General features: G+C 72.6%; 13 protein-coding genes. 11 read left to right on the forward strand and 2 right to left on the reverse strand.

Features of this window, described 5'->3' with window-relative positions; genetic code table 11:
- The first annotated feature begins 10 nt into the window (after positions 1 to 10).
- The 9 genes from RM812_RS12965 to RM812_RS13005 all read left to right on the forward strand — a co-directional run bounded on the left by RM812_RS12965 (position 11) and on the right by RM812_RS13005 (position 12,220).
- Positions 11 to 3,226 carry an HAD-IIB family hydrolase gene (locus RM812_RS12965; RefSeq protein ID WP_311572638.1) on the forward strand — a complete coding sequence of 1,072 codons (3,216 nt, stop codon included), beginning with the start codon at positions 11 to 13 and terminating at the stop codon, positions 3,224 to 3,226.
- Positions 3,223 to 5,325 (forward strand): 4-alpha-glucanotransferase, encoded by a 2,103-nt coding sequence (gene malQ / locus RM812_RS12970; RefSeq protein WP_311572639.1) that lies wholly within the window; start codon positions 3,223 to 3,225, stop codon positions 5,323 to 5,325. Before RM812_RS12965 ends, malQ begins: the two co-directional genes overlap by 4 nt.
- Positions 5,297 to 6,463, forward strand: a complete 1,167-nt coding sequence (locus tag RM812_RS12975) for a sedoheptulose 7-phosphate cyclase (protein WP_311572640.1) — start codon at positions 5,297 to 5,299, stop codon at positions 6,461 to 6,463. Before malQ ends, RM812_RS12975 begins: the two co-directional genes overlap by 29 nt.
- Positions 6,460 to 6,834 (forward strand): cupin domain-containing protein, encoded by a 375-nt coding sequence (locus RM812_RS12980; RefSeq protein ID WP_311572641.1) that lies wholly within the window; start codon positions 6,460 to 6,462, stop codon positions 6,832 to 6,834. Before RM812_RS12975 ends, RM812_RS12980 begins: the two co-directional genes overlap by 4 nt.
- Positions 6,815 to 7,933, forward strand: a complete 1,119-nt coding sequence (locus tag RM812_RS12985) for an ROK family protein (RefSeq protein ID WP_311572642.1) — start codon at positions 6,815 to 6,817, stop codon at positions 7,931 to 7,933. Before RM812_RS12980 ends, RM812_RS12985 begins: the two co-directional genes overlap by 20 nt.
- On the forward strand, positions 7,930 to 8,853 hold the full coding sequence (locus RM812_RS12990; RefSeq protein ID WP_311572643.1) for an SDR family oxidoreductase: 924 nt from the start codon (positions 7,930 to 7,932) through the stop codon (positions 8,851 to 8,853). The genes RM812_RS12985 and RM812_RS12990 overlap by 4 nt, the downstream gene beginning before the upstream one ends.
- 350 nt (positions 8,854 to 9,203) lie before the next feature.
- Complete coding sequence (locus tag RM812_RS12995) at positions 9,204 to 10,040, forward strand: alpha/beta fold hydrolase (RefSeq protein ID WP_311572644.1); 837 nt, start codon at positions 9,204 to 9,206, stop codon at positions 10,038 to 10,040.
- Between the two features lie 22 nt (positions 10,041 to 10,062).
- Complete coding sequence (locus tag RM812_RS13000; RefSeq protein WP_311572732.1) at positions 10,063 to 10,596, forward strand: TetR/AcrR family transcriptional regulator; 534 nt, start codon at positions 10,063 to 10,065, stop codon at positions 10,594 to 10,596.
- Between the two features lie 337 nt (positions 10,597 to 10,933).
- Positions 10,934 to 12,220 (forward strand): phosphatase PAP2 family protein, encoded by a 1,287-nt coding sequence (locus tag RM812_RS13005; protein ID WP_311572645.1) that lies wholly within the window; start codon positions 10,934 to 10,936, stop codon positions 12,218 to 12,220.
- A gap of 144 nt (positions 12,221 to 12,364) precedes the next feature.
- On the opposite strand, the gene RM812_RS13010 is transcribed toward RM812_RS13005, so the two are convergent.
- Positions 12,365 to 12,937, reverse strand: a complete 573-nt coding sequence (locus tag RM812_RS13010; RefSeq protein ID WP_311572646.1) for a dihydrofolate reductase family protein — start codon at positions 12,935 to 12,937, stop codon at positions 12,365 to 12,367.
- A gap of 650 nt (positions 12,938 to 13,587) precedes the next feature.
- On the opposite strand from RM812_RS13010, the gene RM812_RS13015 reads away from it, so the two are divergent.
- Both RM812_RS13015 and RM812_RS13020 read left to right on the forward strand, forming a co-directional pair.
- Positions 13,588 to 15,159: a sodium:solute symporter gene (locus RM812_RS13015; RefSeq protein WP_311572647.1), complete on the forward strand. Its 1,572-nt coding sequence runs from the start codon at positions 13,588 to 13,590 to the stop codon at positions 15,157 to 15,159.
- A gap of 53 nt (positions 15,160 to 15,212) precedes the next feature.
- The gene (locus tag RM812_RS13020; RefSeq protein WP_311572648.1) at positions 15,213 to 16,421 is read left to right on the forward strand and encodes an anhydro-N-acetylmuramic acid kinase; all 1,209 of its coding nucleotides are present in this window, start codon (positions 15,213 to 15,215) and stop codon (positions 16,419 to 16,421) included.
- 62 nt (positions 16,422 to 16,483) lie between these two features.
- Here RM812_RS13020 and RM812_RS13025 read toward each other — a convergent pair whose 3' ends face one another.
- On the reverse strand, positions 16,484 to 17,656 hold the full coding sequence (locus tag RM812_RS13025) for a Cmx/CmrA family chloramphenicol efflux MFS transporter (RefSeq protein WP_311572649.1): 1,173 nt from the start codon (positions 17,654 to 17,656) through the stop codon (positions 16,484 to 16,486).
- Between the last annotated feature and the right edge of the window lie 322 nt (positions 17,657 to 17,978).

The following is a 17,978-nucleotide window of genomic DNA, read 5'->3' on the forward strand; positions in this document are numbered from 1 at the left end:
AGCGCCCCAGGTGCACATCATCACCTTCTCCTTCGAGTGCGGCGGTTTCGACAACCGGCTGATGCGCGGCGGGCTGTCCCCGCTCGTGTGGAACCTCTCCCGCGAGTACGCCGCACGCGGCCACCGCGTCTCGCTGGTCACCCCCGCGCACGGTCACCTGGAGACGCTGCGGGAGCGGTTCGACGTACGGGAGCTCGACTACCGCGACGAGCACACGGTGCCGCTGGTGCTCGACCCCAAGGTGTGGCCGGGCCGGCCCGCCGGGACGGACCTGCGTCTCGTCACCCGCGCGCACCTGCTGCGCCTGGACGGTGTGGACGTGTACCTGCTGTCCGACGCCTTCCTGGACCTGCTGCCGGACCGGCTCTACCCGCCCCCGGCCTTCGAGGGCCGGGACCTGGCGTACGTCAAGCCGCTGGTCTTCCAGGTCGGCGGTCTGCGGTTCCTCCAGCGGTGGCTGGCGGACGGCCCCGCGGTCGTGCACGGCTTCGAGCCCTACTACCACTACCTGCTGCCCGCGGTCCTCGCCGACGGCGACCGCTACCGGACGGTCAGTACGGTCGCCGCGAACTCCCCCGTCACGCAGAAGGTGTACCGGCCGCAGGTGGAACGGCTGCTGGAGCTGTTCGGGGCACGGGTCCCGGACCTCGACGCCCTGGACGGGCCGGCGCCCGCCGAGGACTCCCCCGAGGCCACCATGGCCCGGTTGCTGGCCGGCACCCGGATGCACGTCGAGTACGGCCCGGACCACGTCGGCGTGTTCCCGCTGGTCGTCGCCGGCGCGGACCTGATCGACTTCGTGTCCCCCGGTCAGCGCGACCACTACGTCACCTGGCAGGACACACCGTTCGAAGCCCTGTTCCAGTCACTGCCCGTGGCCCGTCGGCTGCGCGAACGGCCGGACCGGTTGCTGGCCGGCGGCTGCGGCATCGCGGACAGCTGGCTGGCGCGCGATCCGGACGCGGTGGACCGGGCCGCGGTACGCCGGTCGCTCGGCCTGACGGTGTCCGGTCCGGTCTTCTACCACGCCGCCCGCTACGCGGTGCACCACAAGGGACAGCTCGAACTGATGCGGGCCGTGGAGGAGGTGCTGGCCGCCGATCCGGAGGTCGGTTTCGTGGTCCGCTGCTCGACCGGGGGCGGTGGTGACGCTCCGGCGGCAATCCCGAACGCCGCGTTCGAGCGGCTCGCCGCCCGGTATCCGGGCCAACTCCACCTGGACTGGCGGCTCGCCGACGAGGACACCCTGTTCGCGCAGGCGGCGAGCGCCGACTTCTGCGTGTATCCCTCCAAGTTCGAACTGGACGGTTTCCTCATCGCCCAGGCCGAGGCGATGGCCTGCGGTGCGGTGCCGGTCGCCACGGCCCAGCGGGTGACCTCCCACTTCGGGCACCAGCGGCCGCTGGAGGACCCGGCCGCGACCGGGTTCTCGGTGCCCGGTTCCTTCCGCGACGACGACCCGGGGCTGGCCCGTGCCCTCGCGGAGCGAATACGCCAGGCCGTGGCGGTCTTCCGCACGGCACCGGACACCTACGCCCGGCTGTCGGGCAACGCCCGCCGTCTGGCCCGCTCGTTCACCTGGGCCCGCAGCGCGGACCTGCGCCTGGCGGCCTACGACCGATTGCTGCGCGGCGAGCGCGCGCAGTCCCCGGTCGCCGAACTGGTGGAGCGGGGCTGGCTGGACGCGCTGCCCCGCACCGTCCACGCCGGGCACCGCGACCTGATCGCCCGCGCGGCGACGCGTCGCGGGGACGCCGCCGCCCTCGCCCGGGCCCTCGGGTGCGGCATCGAGGATCTCGGACCGGACACCTGGGACCGGCTGTTCGCGTCGGCCCACGACCGGGGGGACTTCGCCCGCTGCGCCGAACTGGCCCGGTGGGCGGGCCGGCCGGACCTGCACGCCCGGTCGGCGGACCGCTTCCGCCTCGTCGCCGGTCCGGACGGCACCTGGCACGTGCGGTACACGCATTCCGGGGCGGACCGGGTCGAGATGGTGGTCGAGGCACCCCCCGTGGCGGACCGGGGCGAGTGGGTGGTCGAGGCGTCCCCCGCCCTGGCCTGCGCCGGTCCCGACACGGCCGCGACGGACTCCGTCCCCGCCGCGGCCACCGCCGGCCTGGGCGGCGGGGCGGCGGCGTCCGCCGCGTCGGCGCCCTCGGCCGCAGGGCGCGGCGGACCGGGCCCCCTGGGCCGGCCGGCCCCGCCGCCACGCCCCTCGCCGGTGTCGGTCACCGAGGCCCTCACCTTCGACGAACCGGCTCCCGCCCCGGGCGGCGCCGTACTGCGTCCGCTCGCCACCGACGGCGACGGCGTGTTCACCGGGACGCTGGACGGACCGCCCGTCGGCAGCCATGCGGTGGCCATGGTGACCCTGCGCTCCGGGCGCGTGGTCTGGGACACCGCGCCGACCCGCACACCCGCGTACCGGCTGGTGGCGACCGACCTGGACGGCACGTTGCTGCGCAGCGACCTGACGGTGTCCGCACGCACCCGCCGGGCTCTGGACCGGGTGACCGCGTCCGGCGCCCACCACCTGGTGGTCACCGGACGCCCGGCGGTGGCCTGCAAACACCTCCTGAACACCCTCGGCTACCGGGGTCTGGCCGTCTGCGGCCAGGGCGCGCAACTGTACGACGCCGGTGCCGACCGCCTGCTCTCCTCGCTGGCCCTGGACCGCGACCTCGCCCACGGCGTCGTCGAGAAGGTCGAGGCGGAACTGGGCCGGGTCGAGCTCGGCATCGTCACCTCGCCGCCGGAGAGCCGCTTCAAGGTCACCCCCGGCTTCGGGGAACGGGTCCGCCACGGCTGGGACGTGACCACCGACCGGGCCCTGCTGTGGGCCGACCCCATCGACAAGCTGATCCTGCACCACCCGGACGTCGACGAGGACCGGCTGGCCGCCGTCACCCGTCGGCTGACGGGCGGCGAGGTGACCGTCGTGCACTCGGTCAAGGGCATGGTGGAGGTCCTGCCGGCGGGCACCGACAAGGGCACCGGCGTCGCCCGGGCCGCCGAACTGCTGGGCTTCACCGGCGCCGACACCGTGGCCTTCGGCGACATGCCCAACGACATCCCGCTGCTGGCCTGGGCCGCCCACGGCGTGGCGGTCGCGGGCGCCCACCACGACCTGCGGGCCATGGCCGACGAGGTGGCCCCCGGCAACGACGAGGACGGTGTCGCCTCCGTCCTCGAGCGCCTCTTCGCGCCGGTGGAGGCCGGGACGTGACCCGGGTCACCGCACCCGACGCCGCGCTGCGGGAACTGGCCCGCGCGCACGCGGTGAGCACCGAGTACGTCACCGACCGCGGCGAGAAGGTCACCGTCGCCGCGGACACCCTGGTCGCGGTCCTGGCATCGTGCGGCGTGGACGCGAGCACCCCTCAGGCCGCCCGGCAGGCCCTCGCCGCCCGGCACGCGGCGGACACGGACAGGCTGCTTCCGGCGTGCGTGGTCACCCGTGCCGGATCGGCCGTACGGCTGCGGCTGCCGCCCGGCGCCGAGGCCCGCGTCGTCCTGGAGGGCGGCGGCGAGAGCGGTCCCGCGGCGCCTCTGCCACCCGGAGCGCACGTCCTGCACGCCGTCGCCGGCCGGCGGCGGGAGACGGCACCGCTGCTGGCGGTGCCCGAGCGCATCCCGGTGCCCGAGCGGCGCGATTGGGGCTTCCTGATCCAGCTCTACTCGGTGCTCTCCCGCCGGTCCTGGGGCATGGGCGACCTGGCCGACCTCGCGGAGCTGGCCTCCTGGTCCGGCCAGGCGCTGGGCGCCGGATTCGTCCAGTTGGGTCCGCTGCACGCGGTGGAGCCGGGTCCGCTGCCCGATCCGTCACCGTACCGGCCGAGTTCGCGGCGGTTCGCGGACCCGATGCACGTCCGGGTGGAGGAGGTGCCGGAGTACCGGTACCTGGACGGGGAGGCCCGCCGCGCGGTGGACTCCTGCGCCGCCCGGGCCCGGGCCCTCAACGAACGGGTGCTGCGCGGCGAGACGCTGATCGACCGGGAGACGGTGCGCGCCCTCAAGCACGAGGCGCTGCGCCGCGTGTACGAGGTGCCGCCGCCCCCGGGACGCCGTGCGGCCCTGGAGGCGTTCGTCGTCCGTGAGGGCGAGGACCTGACGGACTTCGCCACCTGGTGCGCGCTGGCCGAGGTGCACGGCGGCGCCTGGCGGTCCTGGCCCGAGGGGCTGCGCGACCCGCGGTCGCCGCGGGTGTCCGAGGCGCGCGAGGAACTGGCGGAAGCCGTCGCGTTCCACCGCTGGCTGGCGTGGATCACCGACGAGCAGCTCGCCACCGCCCAGCGCGCGGCGAAGAGCGCGGGCATGGGCATCGGCCTGGTGCACGACCTCGCGGTGGGGGTCGCACCCGAGGGGGCCGACGCCTGGACGCTCCAGCACTGCCTGGCCGGTGGGATGAGCGTCGGTGCTCCCCCGGACGACTTCAACCCCCTCGGACAGGACTGGGGCCAGCCGCCCTGGCGGCCCGACGCGCTGGCCGCCGAGGGGTACCGGCCGCTGGCCGGGCTGCTGCGCGCCGGCATGCGGCACGCGGGTGCCCTGCGCGTCGACCACGTCATGGGGCTGTTCCGGCTGTGGTGGGTGCCCGAGGGCCGGTCTCCGTCCGAGGGGACCTACGTCCGCTACGACGCCGAGGCGATGCTCGGCGTCCTGCTCCTGGAGGCGCACCGCGCCGGGGTGGCGGTGATCGGCGAGGACCTCGGCACGGTGGAGCACGGTGTCCGCGAGGAGCTGGCCGCGCGCGGCGTGCTCGGCACCTCGGTGCAGCGCTTCGAGTACCTCGGCGGGTCCGAGGGGCGGCACGGTCCGCTGCCGGCGCGGCAGTGGCGCAGGAACTGCCTGGCCACACTGACCACGCACGACCTGCCGACGACCGCGGCCTGGCTGAGCGGCGAACACGTCGATCTGCGGGCCCGGCTGGGACTGCTGACCCGCCCGGAACCGCAGGAGAAGGCGCAGGCCGCGGCCGAGCGGGACGGCTGGCTGGGGGAACTGCGCCGGCTGGACCTGCTGCCCGACGCCGACGGTGAGGTCGTCGCCCTGCACCGTTTCCTGACCCGCACACCGTCGACGCTGCTCGGAGTCTGGCTGCCGGACGCCACCGGTGACCGCAGACCCCAGAACCTTCCCGGCACGGCGCGGGTGCACCCCAACTGGAGGCTGCCGGTGGCGGACCGGCTCGGTCGGCCGGTGCCGCTCGAGGATCTGCCCGGTCACCCCCATGTACAGGCCGTCGCCCGCGTGTTCACCGACGGCGAACCGCACGGAACGAAGATCGAGGAGAGAGATGTCAGGCCAGGCTCTTGCTCAGCTTGAGGGAGTCCGTGAGGACTCCGGAGGCTTCGACCTGCTGGCACCGGACGGCACGCAGTACCGCGTGGACGTCACCGACGGAGTGTTCGACCCCCACAACCCGCTCCTCGCCGGCTACGTGGCGGGGCGCCGTGTGGTCGCCTTCGTCGGTCCCACGGTGAACCGGCTCTACGGTGACCGACTGCGCGCCTACCTCGACGCCCACCTGGAGCCGGGCGGTTGGAGCGTGCACACCATCGCCGGCGGGGAACGGAACAAGACGCTCGCGTCGGCGGAGGAGGTGTGTGCCGTCGCCAAGGCGACCGGCCTGGACCGCCACGGGGTGATGCTCGCCGTGGGCGGCGGGATCGTCGCGGACATCGTGGGCTTCGCGGCCTCGATGTACGCCCGCGGCATCCGCTACATCAAGGTCAACACCACCCTGGTGGGGCAGGTGGACGTGGGCGTGGGGGTCAAGACCGGTGTCAACGCCCTGGACACGAAGAACATGTTCGGGGCCTACCACCCCGCACACGCCTCGATCAACGACCCCGCCCTGCTGGCCACCCTGCCGGCCCGGGAGGTCCGCTGCGGCCTGGCGGAGATCGTGAAGATGGCCGTGATCCTCGACTCCGATCTGTTCCAGACGCTGGAGGAGCACCCGGACGCGTTCCTGCGCACCTCCGACGGCGCGCTGGAGACCTATGTGGTGCGCACCTCCATGCGGCTGATGATGGAGGAGCTGTGCCCCAACCTCCGTGAGCACGACCTCGCCCGGCTCGTCGACTTCGGCCACACCTTCAGCCCCGTGATCGAGACGGCCGGCGGCCACCGCCTCGAACACGGCGAGGCGGTCGCCGTGGACATGGCGCTGTCGGCGCACCTGGCCAGGCTGCTGGGGCTCGTCGACGCGGAGAGCTGCGCGCGCGTGGTGTCCCTGCTGCGCCGTATCGGCCTTCCCGTGTTCGACCCGGCCACCTGCACGCCGGAGCTGATGACACAGGCCCTGCAGGCGTCCTGGCAGCGGCGGGGACGCCAGCTGCACCTCGTGGTGCCGACCGGCATCGGCAAGGCGGACTTCGTGGAGCGGTTGGAGGACGTGCCCGCCGACCTGCTGCGGGCCGCCCTGGACGCGCTGGCGCGGGACGGGCGCACCTCGTGACCGCCCGAGACGTGCTGAACCTCGGCGCGCTCCTGCGGGGCAAGGAGCACGACCACGGCGGGCTGGGCACGATCCTCGCCCACCGCGTGTTCTCCCGGGCGGAGGGAAGTGCCGGAGCGGAGTTCATCGACATCGCCGTGCTGCCGCCCGGTACCTCCATAGGGCGCCACCGGCACGGCCGCGACCGTGAGACGTACATCGTGCTCAACGGCAGCGGCCTGATGTACCGGGACGGAACGGAGTTCCGCGTCAACACGGGGGACGTCGTCGTCAACCGTCCGTACGGCGAGCACGGCCTCGTCAACGACTCGACCGGCGACCTGTGGCTCCTGGTCTTCGAGGAGGAGCTCCATGACCGTCCCGCAGTCTGACCGCCTCGCCGCCGTCGCCCCGGCGGGCGGTCCCCCGGTGCACGGCCCGGCCGGCACCGCGCCCCGCGGTGACCGGGAAGCGTCCGGCGACGTGTTCACCGTGCTCGACGTGGGGGGCACGACGCTGCGCACCGGCAGTTACGACCCGGCCACCGCCTCCCTCACCCGCGTGCGGCGGATACCGGTCGAGGGCATGGCCCGTCATCCGCGGGACTCCGTGGCCGTCCTTCAGCACCGCGTCGTGGAGCAGATCGTCCACGAGGCCGGCCGGCACACCCCGCGTACGGCGCCGCGTGCCGTCGGCGTGGCCTTCGCCGGTCCCATCTCGGCCGGCGGTCTCGTCCTGGCCGCTCCCACGGTGTGGGGGCGGCGCGGCGACCCGCTGCCGCTGGGAGAGCTCCTGACGGAGCGGATCGGGGTACCGGTCGTGGTCGTCAACGACCTGACCGCCGCCGCGTGGCGCTACGCGGCGACGGAGACCGAGCCGTTCTGTCTGATCACCGTGAGTTCCGGCATAGGCAACAAGGTGTTCCGGGGCGGTGAGGTGCTGCTGGACGCGGACGGGCACGGGGGCGAACTCGGGCACTGGGTGTGCGACCCCTCCCCCGGGGCGCCGCTGTGCGACTGCGGTGGGCGCGGCCACCTCGGTGCCATCGCCTCGGGGCGGGGGGTGCTCGCCGCGGTCCGCCGTGCGGCGGGCGCCGACCCGGCGGGCTTCGCCCGGTCCGGGCTGGCCGCGCGCTGCGGTGGCCGGGCTGCCGACGTGGACAACCCGGCGATCGCGGCGGCGGTGCGGGAGGGGGACGCGTTCACCACGCAGGTGCTGCGCGGCACGCTCACCCACCTCGCGCAGGCGATGACGGCCGTCTTCACCTCCATCGGTGTGTGCCGGTACGTCGTGATGGGCGGCTTCGCACTGGCGATCGGCGAACGCTACCGGGAGCTGCTGGTGGGCGAACTGGTGAGGCTCGGATGCTTCGGCCTCGACGTGGACGCCGTCGATGCCATGGTGTCGCTCGGCAGACCGGACGACGACCACGGTCTGATCGGCGTCGGCAGGCTGCTGACCGACCGGTTGTCCCGGGCGGGCGCGCGATGAGCGCCGGGGGCACGCTCGTCGTCGGCAGCGGCTTCGTCGGCACGGCCGTCGCGCGGCGGCTGGCCGCGCGGGGCGACTCCGTCACCCTCGCCTCGCGCCACCGCCCGGGACACCTCCCGGCCGTCCGGGGTGTGGGTTGGCACGCCCTGGACGCCACCGAGCCCGAGGCGTGCGGCCGGCTCATGGCCAGGCTGAGGCCGCGGCGCGTCGTCCTCGTGCACGGTCCGTCCGACGTCACCTGGTGCGAGGAGCACCCGGCCCTGGCCGTCTCGGCGCACACCGCGGCGGCCGCCCACTTCGCCGCGCTCGCCGGTGGGGCGAGGCTGGTGATGATCTCCACCGACAACGTCTTCGACGGGTCCCGCTCCGACAACGGCGAGGACGCCCCGGTCCGTCCGGCCAACGCGTACGGCCGCGCGAAGCTGCGCGCGGAGGAGATCGTGCTCGGCACGGCCGCGAACGCCGTGGTGCTGCGGGTCAGCCTCGTCTACGGCCATGAACCGGCGCGGGCCGCCAAGTGGCTCAACTTCTTCGCCGCGTGCGCGCACCGGTTGCTGCGCGGTGAGACCCTCACGGTGCCGGAGGACCAGTGGACGACACCGGTGCTGGTGGACGATGTCGCGGCGGTGACGGCGGCCGTCCTGCACGCCGAGGCGCCTCTTCCCGCGGTCCTCCACCTGGGTGGGCCGGACCGGGTGAGCCGTGCCGGGTGGGCGTCGACCGTCGCGGAGACACTGGGGGCGCCACCGCACCTGGTCGTGCCCGTGCCACGGGCGACCACCCGGTACGCCTCCCGCCCGGAGAACGCGTGTCTGACCAGCTCTCTGCTGGGCCGGCTTCCGGCCACCCGGGCGATCGCCGTCCGCGGTGTGCGTGAGGGCGCCCGAGACCTGGCCACGGCTTTCCCGTCCCTGCGCTGATCCCGCGCCGGGGCGTCGCGTGTGCCCCCCGGGAGCGCGCCGGGGAGTGCGGCCTCGCGCGCGGCCACGCCGACCGCGTGTCCGCGCGCGTCACGCCCTCGCCCGGGTGGCGGGCCTCCCCGAGGCGTGGGAGTGCGAGGGCCGTGAGGACCCGGCCCGGCCAGACGCAGGGACCGTTGCAGGTGCCCTGCTGACGGCCGCCCGTTCGGCGCGGGACGGTGGCGGGGACGCCGAAGGACGCACCGGGCCACCCCGACGATGCGGGACAGCCATCGCTTCTCCGTTGACAGGGCGCAGCTAATACGATTAGCTTTTGGCTAACGACGTTAGCCACAGCACAGGGGGATGCCATGACCGAGTACCTCGCCGTCGACGGCGGCACGATCGCCTACGAGGTGACGGGCTCCGGCCCGCTGGTCGTTCTCGCGCACGGCATGGGCGACAGCCGCGCCGCGTACCGTGCCGTGACACCGCAACTGGTGGCGGCGGGCTACCGGGTCGCCGCGGTCGACCTGCGCGGCTGCGGCGAGTCCAGCGTCGACTGGCCGGCCTGGAGCCGCACCGCCGTCGCCGGCGACCTCCTCGCCCTGATCCGCCACCTGGGCGGCCCGGCCGTACTGGTCGGCCACTCGGCCTCCGGCGGCGCCGCCACGATCGCCGCGGCGCGGGAGCCCTCGCTGATCACCGCGGTGGTCGAGCTGGCACCGTTCACCCGCAAGCAGTCGATCCGGCTCGGCGATCTCAAGGTCAAGCGCTTCCGGCAGGGCATGCTGCGGCTGCTCGGCGCGGGCGCGCTCGGCAGCGTGCCGCTCTGGCGCTCGTACCTCGACGTGGCGTACCCCGGCGCGAAGCCGGCCGACTGGGCCGAACGGCTCGGCCGCTTCGAGTCCCTGCTGCGCGAACCCGGCAGGATGAAGGCCATGCAGGGCATGGGCCGCAGCGCCCCGACCGACGCCGGCGCGCAGCTCGCGGGCGTCCGCTGCCCGGTCCTGGTCGTGATGGGAACGCTCGACCCCGACTGGGCCGATCCGCACGCCGAGGGTTCCGCGATCGTCGATGCGCTGCCGTCCGGCCTCGGCCGCCTCGAGATGATCGAGGGCGCCGGACACTACCCGCACGACCAGTTCCCCGACCAGGTGGTGTCGCTCACGCTCGCCTTCCTCCGCTCGGACGTGGCTCGTGCCTAGGGCCGGCCTGGACCCGGCGACCGTGGTCGCGGCCGGTGCCGCCCTCGCCGACGAGGTGGGGCTCGCCCACCTGACGATGGGCTTGCTGGCCGAGCGGGTGGGCGTGCGCACCCCGTCCCTGTACAAGCACGTGGGCGGCCAGGAAGACCTCAACCGGCGCATCGCGGCACTGGCGTTGCGGGAGGCCGCCGACGCCGTCGGCGGCGCGGTCCAGGGGTACGCGGGCCGCGACGCCCTTGCGGCCGCGGCACGCGCCTTCCGCGCCTTCGTCCTCGAGCACCCCGGCCGGTACGCCGCGACGATCGGCGTGGAACCGTCCGGCCCGGACGATCCGCTGGCCGCCGCGGGTCGGCGGCTGCTCGACGCGTTCATGGCCGTCCTGCGCGGCTACGACGTCGGAGAGTCGGACGTGGACCACGCCCTGCGCATGCTCCGCAGCCTCTGCCACGGCTTCGCCACTCTGCAGGCGGCCGACGCCTTCCAGTGGAGCGCCGACATCGACCAGAGCTTCGAGTGGCTGATCGACTTCGCCGACCGGGGCCTGCGCGCCATGTGAGAAGGCGCACGCCCTCACGTGCCGGTGGACCGCCGCCGCGCCGTACACGGCGATCGGCCGCGCCAACACCCGTGCCCGAGCTGCCGTTTTCGACCGGCCGCCGCATCTCCCGCGACCAGTGAAACCCACCCAGACCACCCCGATAACATGTTCGAGCTCACATGGATTGCCCCCTCGACCGCTCTTCACCGGAAAACCATGCCACCTGGCATGAAAAGTTACTTATTTAGCTAACTCCTACCAAATCGGCCAAAAAAAATTGATATCTATAGCCTCGCGGGTGCGTTCGCGAATAAACAGCAGGATCAAGCTCGCCTCGTGGCGCCGGTCACGGGTGATGCTGTGGGCCACGGCAGGTGTGGTAACCCTCGCGTTCCTCATCACGCTGGAGATCGCCGCGCGTCGCTACGGCCTGCCCGGGCCGATCACCAACCAGGCGCAGGAATTGATATTCGCCCCCAAATCGGGGCCCCTGCTGTACGCCAGTATGGCGCTGATGATGGTGGTCCTCACCTGGAGGCAACGCTTCATCGCGGCCGGCGCCGCGATCGGCATCGACATCGCCGTCGCACTGGTGCGGTGGGCGGTCGACGCCGAAATGACCTTCGGCAACGGCGCGTTGTGGGTCATCCTGGGCTGCGCGGTCATCGCTGTCACCCGCCGCTCCGGACCGGAGCGCCTCCTGATGCTGAAGGGCGTCGGGCTGGGCCTGCTGCTGGTGGCCGGCCGCAAGACGGGCGACACCTGGCTGCTGATCACGTCGAAGACCCGCCCGGAGGTACTCGACCAGTATCTGGTGACCGCTGATCACGCGCTGGGCAATCCGTCGTGGGTGGCGGGCCGGATCATCGAGGCCACCGGCCCGATCGGCACCCATGTCCTCGACTGGGTCTACGCCCAGCTGGCGGTGGCCGCGGCCGTCGTCGCCCTGTACCAGCTGCGCAACGTGGCGGTCGAGCGCCGCTTCCCGGGCCATCATCTGGTACGCACCTTTCTGGTGATCGGCCTTCTCGGGCCGGCCATCTACATGATCTTCCCTGTGGTCGGACCGATCTTCACCTACGGCACCGGCGCGTTCGGCACGGGCGGCGAGCAGTGGGCGGTGGCCAACCTGTGGCCGGACACGCTGCCGCCGGTCAGCACGCCGCACCCGGTGCTCTACGACGAGATCACGCCCCGCAACTGCATGCCCAGCCTGCACACGGCGTGGGCCACCACGATCTTCGTTCATTCCCGCAAGGGCCCACGCGTGCTGCGCTTCGCGGGCACTTTCTGGCTGATCGCCACACTCTGCGCGACCCTGGGATTCGGCTACCACTACGGCGTGGACATCATCGCCGGCGTGGTGTTCGCGCTCACGATCGACGCCGCCATGCGCTCGCTCGACCGCGGCTGGGACCGGCCGGGAATCCAGCTGGTCGCCTACGGCGCGACCGTCTTCGCCGTGCTCCTGGTGTCGTACCGCTATCTGCCGATGGAGATGGCCGGACATCCGTGGGTGTTCGGCCCCCTTCTTCTGCTGGCCATGATCTCAGTGATCCTCGGCTACGTGCGGACCACCAAGCTGTGGGATCCGAAGGCGGCACCGGTGCAGCAACCGGAACCGCAACCCGAACTCGTCTGAGTCGTGTGGCGGCCCTCTCCGGGCCGAGCGCTTCCCCGGTACGACGGGGATGCCGACCATGTACGGGCGAACGCCTTCACCGCGCCTCGGGTGGCGCACCGGAAGGCGTTCGCCGCGCCCCGGCGGGCGAGGACGGGAGTCCTCTCAGCGGACGACGTCGAAGACCTGCTTCTGCAGGCCGTTGGCGTAGGCCTCGTGGTCGACCAGCTTCAGCTTCTGCGTGTCCCTGTCCGCCGCGCTGAACAGACGCTTGCCCGCGCCGAGCAGGAGCGGGAAGACGAGCAGGTGGTAGCGGTCGATCAGACCGGCGTCCGAAAGGCCCTGGTTCAGGGACGCGCTGCCGTGGACGATGATCGGGCCGCCCTCCGTCTCCTTCAGCGCGGCGACCTCGTCCAGCGAGCGCAGGATCGTGGTCCCACCCCAGTTCGACACCAGGTCGCCCTCGGTGAGAGAGCCGGAGACGACGTACTTCGGCATCAGCTTGTAGTCCGCGAAGTCCTCCATGTCCGGCCACACCGGGCTGAACGCCTGGTAGCTGACCCGCCCCATCAGCATCGCGGTGGCTTCCTTCTGCTCCCGGCCCTTGATCTCGAAGGCCTCGGGGACGAACTCGGTGTGCTTGAAGGTCCAGCCGGAGTTCCGGTAGCCGGGCTCGCCGCCCGGGGCCTCCACAACGCCGTCGAGCGAGATGAACGCGGTGCTGATCAAGGTGCGCATCTGATGTTCCCAGGTGTCTCGTGGCTGGTCGTATGAAGAGTGAGCCGGTGCGCGCTTCGCGCCCGTGCGCTGTCGTGCACCGGCCGTCATCTTCGACTCCGTGTCGCGCAGAGAGTAATCGGTCGATCAAGGTCTGATCCTGTCCGTCCTGCTGCCGGGCAGGCTTCTCCGTCTTCGGCACGCACGTGTGGTCAGCGAACGAGGTCGCGGAGTACCGGGACGCCACTGCCGGCGCGGGCCGTCCCGGCGATGACAGCGGCGCCGCAGAGACGGCCGCGTTCGGCGATGTTCCGTCCAGGGGCGGCAGCCGTGTGTCCAACGGGCCCATACGACTCCCACGCCGCCAGGACGTCCTGGACACGGTCGATCTCGGCAGGAAGGCCCGCGCGGCGCCGTACCAGAACCTCCGGCTCGCGCTGCCTGCCACAACCGTTACGTGGGCGCGGACACGTTCGTGTGGCTCGTGCGTGGCCAACTGGCGCACCCTGTGGGTCGGCATCACCATAAGACGACCTGCGCGGCGACGCCGAGGTCCCGGGAGCGCCTGCGCCGGGCTCCCCTGCTGCCCAGTCCCCGCCCGCCGGACGACGTCCTCGCCCCTCCCCCTCCCCCACGCCGGCGACACCACCGGCCAGTGCCCAGGAGCAAGTGTGCGCCAACTCGACCTCGTGGTGATCGTGGTCTATCTGATCGGGATCGCCTGGATCGGCCTGCGGAAGGCCGGCCGGCAGAAGTCGGCGAAGGACTACTTCGTCGGTGAGGGCCACATGCCGTGGTGGACCGTCTCCTTCTCCGTCGTCGCCACCGAGACCAGTGTGCTGACCGTGATCAGCGTTCCCGGGGGCGCCTACAGCGGACAGGGCTTCGGAAACGTCGAACTCGCCCTGGGGTACGTCATCGGACGCGTCGTCGTGGCCACCGTGCTGATCCCCCTCTACAAGCGCGGCGGGTTCGTCAGCGCCTACCAGTACCTGGGCGACCGGTTCGGCCTGAAGTTGCAGGGGCTCGCCGCGGTGACCTTCGTCTTCACCCGGCTGCTGGCCGAGGGCGTCCGGCTGTTCGCCTCCGCCATCCCGATCAAGCTGCTGCTCGACGAGTTCGGCGTGCACGCGAGCTACCGCGTGATCATCATCGTGCTCACGCTGATCACCGTGGTCTACACCTACCTGGGCGGCATCAAGGCGGTCATCTGGACCGACGCCATCCAGATGGGCCTCTACCTCGGTGGCGCGATCCTCGCCGTCGCGGTGCTGTCCGCCCACGTCGGCGGTGACGGCTACGCACGCGCCCTGGACGCCGGACGGTTCGCGCTCTTCGACACCGACTTCACCCTCGCGCACGTTCTGACCAGCCCGTTCGCCCTGCCCACGGCCATCGTCGGCGGCGCCATCTTCGCCATGGCCAGCCACGGCTCCGACCAGCTGATCGTCCAGCGCGTGCTGGCCACCCGCACGCTGCGCGAGGGACAGAAGGCCATGATCGCCTCGGGTGTCTTCGTCACCATCCAGTTCGCCGCCTTCTCCCTCGTCGGCGCGCTGCTGTGGTCGTACAACCAGGGCAAGTCCTTCTCGGAGCTCGGGCTGTCCAGTTCCGACAACCTCTACCCCGAGTTCATCCTGCACGGGCTGCCCGTCGTCGTCTCCGGCCTCCTCGTGGCCGGCATCCTGGGCGCCGCGATGGGGTCGTTGTCCTCGGCGCTGAACTCCATGTCGAACTCGACGGTCGCCGACATCATCCACAACTTCTTCCGCAGGACACCCTCCGAGGACACGCTGCTCAGGCTCGCCCGCTGGATGACGCTGGTGTGGGCGACCCTCATGGCCGTCTTCGCCTGCGCGTTCAGCGCGAGCACGGGCAACGTCTATCTGACCGGTCTGACCATCGCGGGTTACACCTACGGTGCGCTGCTCGGCGCGTTTCTCCTCGGGCGACTGGTCACCCGTGCCGACGAGGTCGACTCCATCGTGGCCTTCCTGGTCACCATCGGGGTCATGACCTACATCGTGCGCGGGGTGAAGATCGACGTCACGACGGGCGGGACCACCGTGTCCCAGGCCGTCGCGGCCCAGTGGCTCGTGCCCATCGGCGTACTGATCACACTGGTGGTCGGCGGTGTGCTGAGCCTGTTCCACCGCGCGCCCGCGGCCGACGAGGGTGCCGCAGTCGACGGTGAACCGGGGTCCGGACACGATCCCGTGACCACGGGGGCCGGGCAGGAGTGACCGCGGCCCCTCAGCCGGCCGTCCGGCTCTCTCTCATCCCCCCAGGAGACACCGTGCGTGTGATCGGGCTGATGTCAGGCACCTCCTACGACGCCGTCGAAGCGGGCGCCGCGGACCTCGACCTGCGGGGCGACGCACTTGTGATGCGCCCCCTCGGCCACCTCTCCGTGCCCTACCCCGACGACCTGCGCGACCTGATCGGGGCCAGTCTGCCGCCGTCGGCCACGACGGCCCGTACCCTCGCCGTACTCGACACCGGGATCGGTCAGGCGTTCGCCGACGCGGCCGTGCGTGCCGTGCGCGAACTGTGCGGCGGGGCCGCGGACCTGGTGGTCTCGCACGGGCAGACCCTGTACCACTGGGTCGAGGACGGCACCGTCCGCGGCACCCTCCAACTCGGCCAGCCCGCCTGGATCGCCGAGGCCACCGGCCTGCCCGTGGTCTCCGACCTGCGCAGCAGGGACGTCGCCGCCGGCGGCCAGGGCGCACCCCTGGTGGCCATGACCGACGTCCTGGCCATGGGCACGCTGCCCGGCACCCCCGCGGCGCTGAACCTGGGCGGCATCGCCAACCTCACCGTGGTCGCACCCGGCGCGGACCCGCTGGCCTTCGACACCGGCCCTGCCAACGCCCTGATGGACGCCGCGGTGCGGCACTTCACCCGGGGCGCGGCCCGGTACGACGAGGGCGGGCGCCGGGCGGGAGCGGGCCGGGTCGATCCCACGCTGCTGAGGGTGCTTCTGGACGACCCCTACTACCGCAGGCCGGCGCCGAAGAGCACCGGCAAGGAGCATTTCCACCTGCCGTACCTGCTGCAGGCGCTCGCCACGGCGCCCGTCCCGGACCACGACGACGTCCTGGCGACCCTGACCAGGCTCACCGCCGTCACGGTGGCCGACGCCTGCCGGGCTCACGAGGTCACCCGGCTCATCGTCTCCGGCGGCGGCGCGCACAACCCGGTACTGACGGACATGCTCGCCAAGGAGCTGCCCGGCGTGCCCCTCGCCTCCAGCGACGCGCTGGGACTGCCGCCCGACGCCAAGGAGTCGCTGGCCTTCGCGCTCCTCGGCTTCCTGACGGTCAACGGCCTGTCGGGAACCATCCCTTCGGGGACCGGTGCGCGCCGTGCGTCGCTCCTCGGCACCATCACGCCGGGCCGCACGCCCCTGCGCCTGCCCGAACCCGCCGCGCGGGCACCACGCGTGCTCCACGTCACCGACGAACCCGTCCTCCGACCGCCGCGTCCTCACCGACCGGAGTGACGGCGTGGCGGCTCGTACCAACACCGGCCGCCCGTCGTCGCTCACGTCGAGACAGGCGATGCCTATGGCGTCACGGTGGTGTGGGTGAGCACCCTTCCCCGCAGGGGGAACGCGATGAGCAGCGCCACGGCGACCAGGAGCCCGCTCACCCAGAGCGGCCCGAGGTTCCCGGCTCGTGTGCCGAGGGTGGTCGCGGCGACGAGGGGTCCGGCGGCGGCGCCGACGTTGAGGGCCGCGGTCGCGTAGGAGCCGGCCATGCTCGGCGCTCCTGCCGCCTCGTAGAGAACCCGCGTGATCAGTGTGCTGCCCAGCGCGAACGACAGCGCGCCCTGGAGGAACACGAGGGCGAGCAGAGCGACGGGCCGGTCGGCCAGCAGGGCCAGGGCGGCCCAGCCGGTGAGCAGCAACGGACCACCGACCGCGACGACCTGGCCGGGGCGCCGGTCGGACAACCGTCCGGCAACGGTGACCCCGGCGAAGGAGCCCGCACCGAAGAGCACCAGGGCGCCGGAGACCCACAGTTCGCCCAGCCCGGCGTTGTCGGTGACGACGGGCGCGAGGAAGGTGAAGCTCGCGAAGGTCGCCGCGTTCACCAGTGCGCCGAGCAGCATGGCCAGGAGCAACCGCGGCCTTGCGAGCTGTGCGAGCTCCGATCGCAAGGCCGGCCTGTCAGCCGCCTCCTTCCGCTCCCGGCGTGCCGGGATTCCCGTGAGGACGCCGATCGCCGCGGGCAGGCACAGAGCGGCGACGGCCCAGAACGTGGCCCGCCAGCCGAGCAGTGTGCCGAGTACCGATCCCCCGGGGACCCCGGCGATCGTGGCCACCGTCGTGCCCGACAGCAGCACCGCGAGCGCACGTCCCTTCCGGTCGGGCGAGACCAGTGAGGCGGCGGTCGTCAGAGCGACGGCCAGGAACCCCGCGTTCGCGAGCGCCGCGACCACCCGGGTGGCGAGCAGGACCGAGAAGCTCGACGTGGCGGCGCCCGCCGCATGGGCCGCCGAGAACACGAGAAGGAATCCGAGCAGGCCGGACCGTCGTGGCCAGCGGCGGGCAAGCCCGGCCGTGAGCGGGGCCCCGACGGCCATTCCGGTCGCGAAGGCCGTGGTGAGCGTGCCTGCCGTCCCGACCGTGACGTCGAGGTCGGAGGCGATGTCCGGCAGGAGGCCGGCGAGCATGAACTCCGAGGTGCCCATGGCGAAGACCGCCATGGCAAGCAGATACAGCGGGAAGGACATCGAGTGGCTCCGGGGTGAGGAGAAGAAGCACGAGAGGGCATCTCGTCACCGCGGTCAGCACCCAGGGGCGCACTCGTCCGGCCGCGGAGCGCGGCGGGACGGCGGCACTACGGACTCAGTGGTTCAGGGAGCTGACGGCGTGACCGAAAGCCCCCACCTTGTCCGACTCAGGACTCGACATGCCCCGCACGGTACCCCACCGACGCTCGCCGAAGCACCTCGGTTCTCGCAGCGGCCGGCGGCAGGAAGCGCCGCCCCTCGCGGTGGCGCCCGGACGGGGCACGGCTGGTGGTGCCGAGGCTCGCGGACTCGGCCACGCTCC

Source organism: Streptomyces lancefieldiae (assembly GCF_031845825.1).
Lineage (GTDB): Bacteria > Actinomycetota > Actinomycetes > Streptomycetales > Streptomycetaceae > Streptomyces > Streptomyces lancefieldiae.

What these genes read in the sequence shown, in the direction of transcription:
- RM812_RS12975 (WP_311572640.1), top strand. Translation starts at nt 5,297, where the DNA reads ATGTCAGGCCAGGCTCTTGCTCAGCTTGAGGGAGTCCGTGAGGACTCC.
- RM812_RS12985 (WP_311572642.1), top strand. Translation starts at nt 6,815, where the DNA reads ATGACCGTCCCGCAGTCTGACCGCCTCGCCGCCGTCGCCCCGGCGGGC.
- RM812_RS12990 (WP_311572643.1), top strand. Translation starts at nt 7,930, where the DNA reads ATGAGCGCCGGGGGCACGCTCGTCGTCGGCAGCGGCTTCGTCGGCACG.
- RM812_RS12995 (WP_311572644.1), top strand. Translation starts at nt 9,204, where the DNA reads ATGACCGAGTACCTCGCCGTCGACGGCGGCACGATCGCCTACGAGGTG.
- RM812_RS13005 (WP_311572645.1), top strand. Translation starts at nt 10,934, where the DNA reads ATGCTGTGGGCCACGGCAGGTGTGGTAACCCTCGCGTTCCTCATCACG.
- RM812_RS13010 (WP_311572646.1), bottom strand. Translation starts at nt 12,937, where the DNA reads ATGCGCACCTTGATCAGCACCGCGTTCATCTCGCTCGACGGCGTTGTG.
- RM812_RS13025 (WP_311572649.1), bottom strand. Translation starts at nt 17,656, where the DNA reads ATGTCCTTCCCGCTGTATCTGCTTGCCATGGCGGTCTTCGCCATGGGC.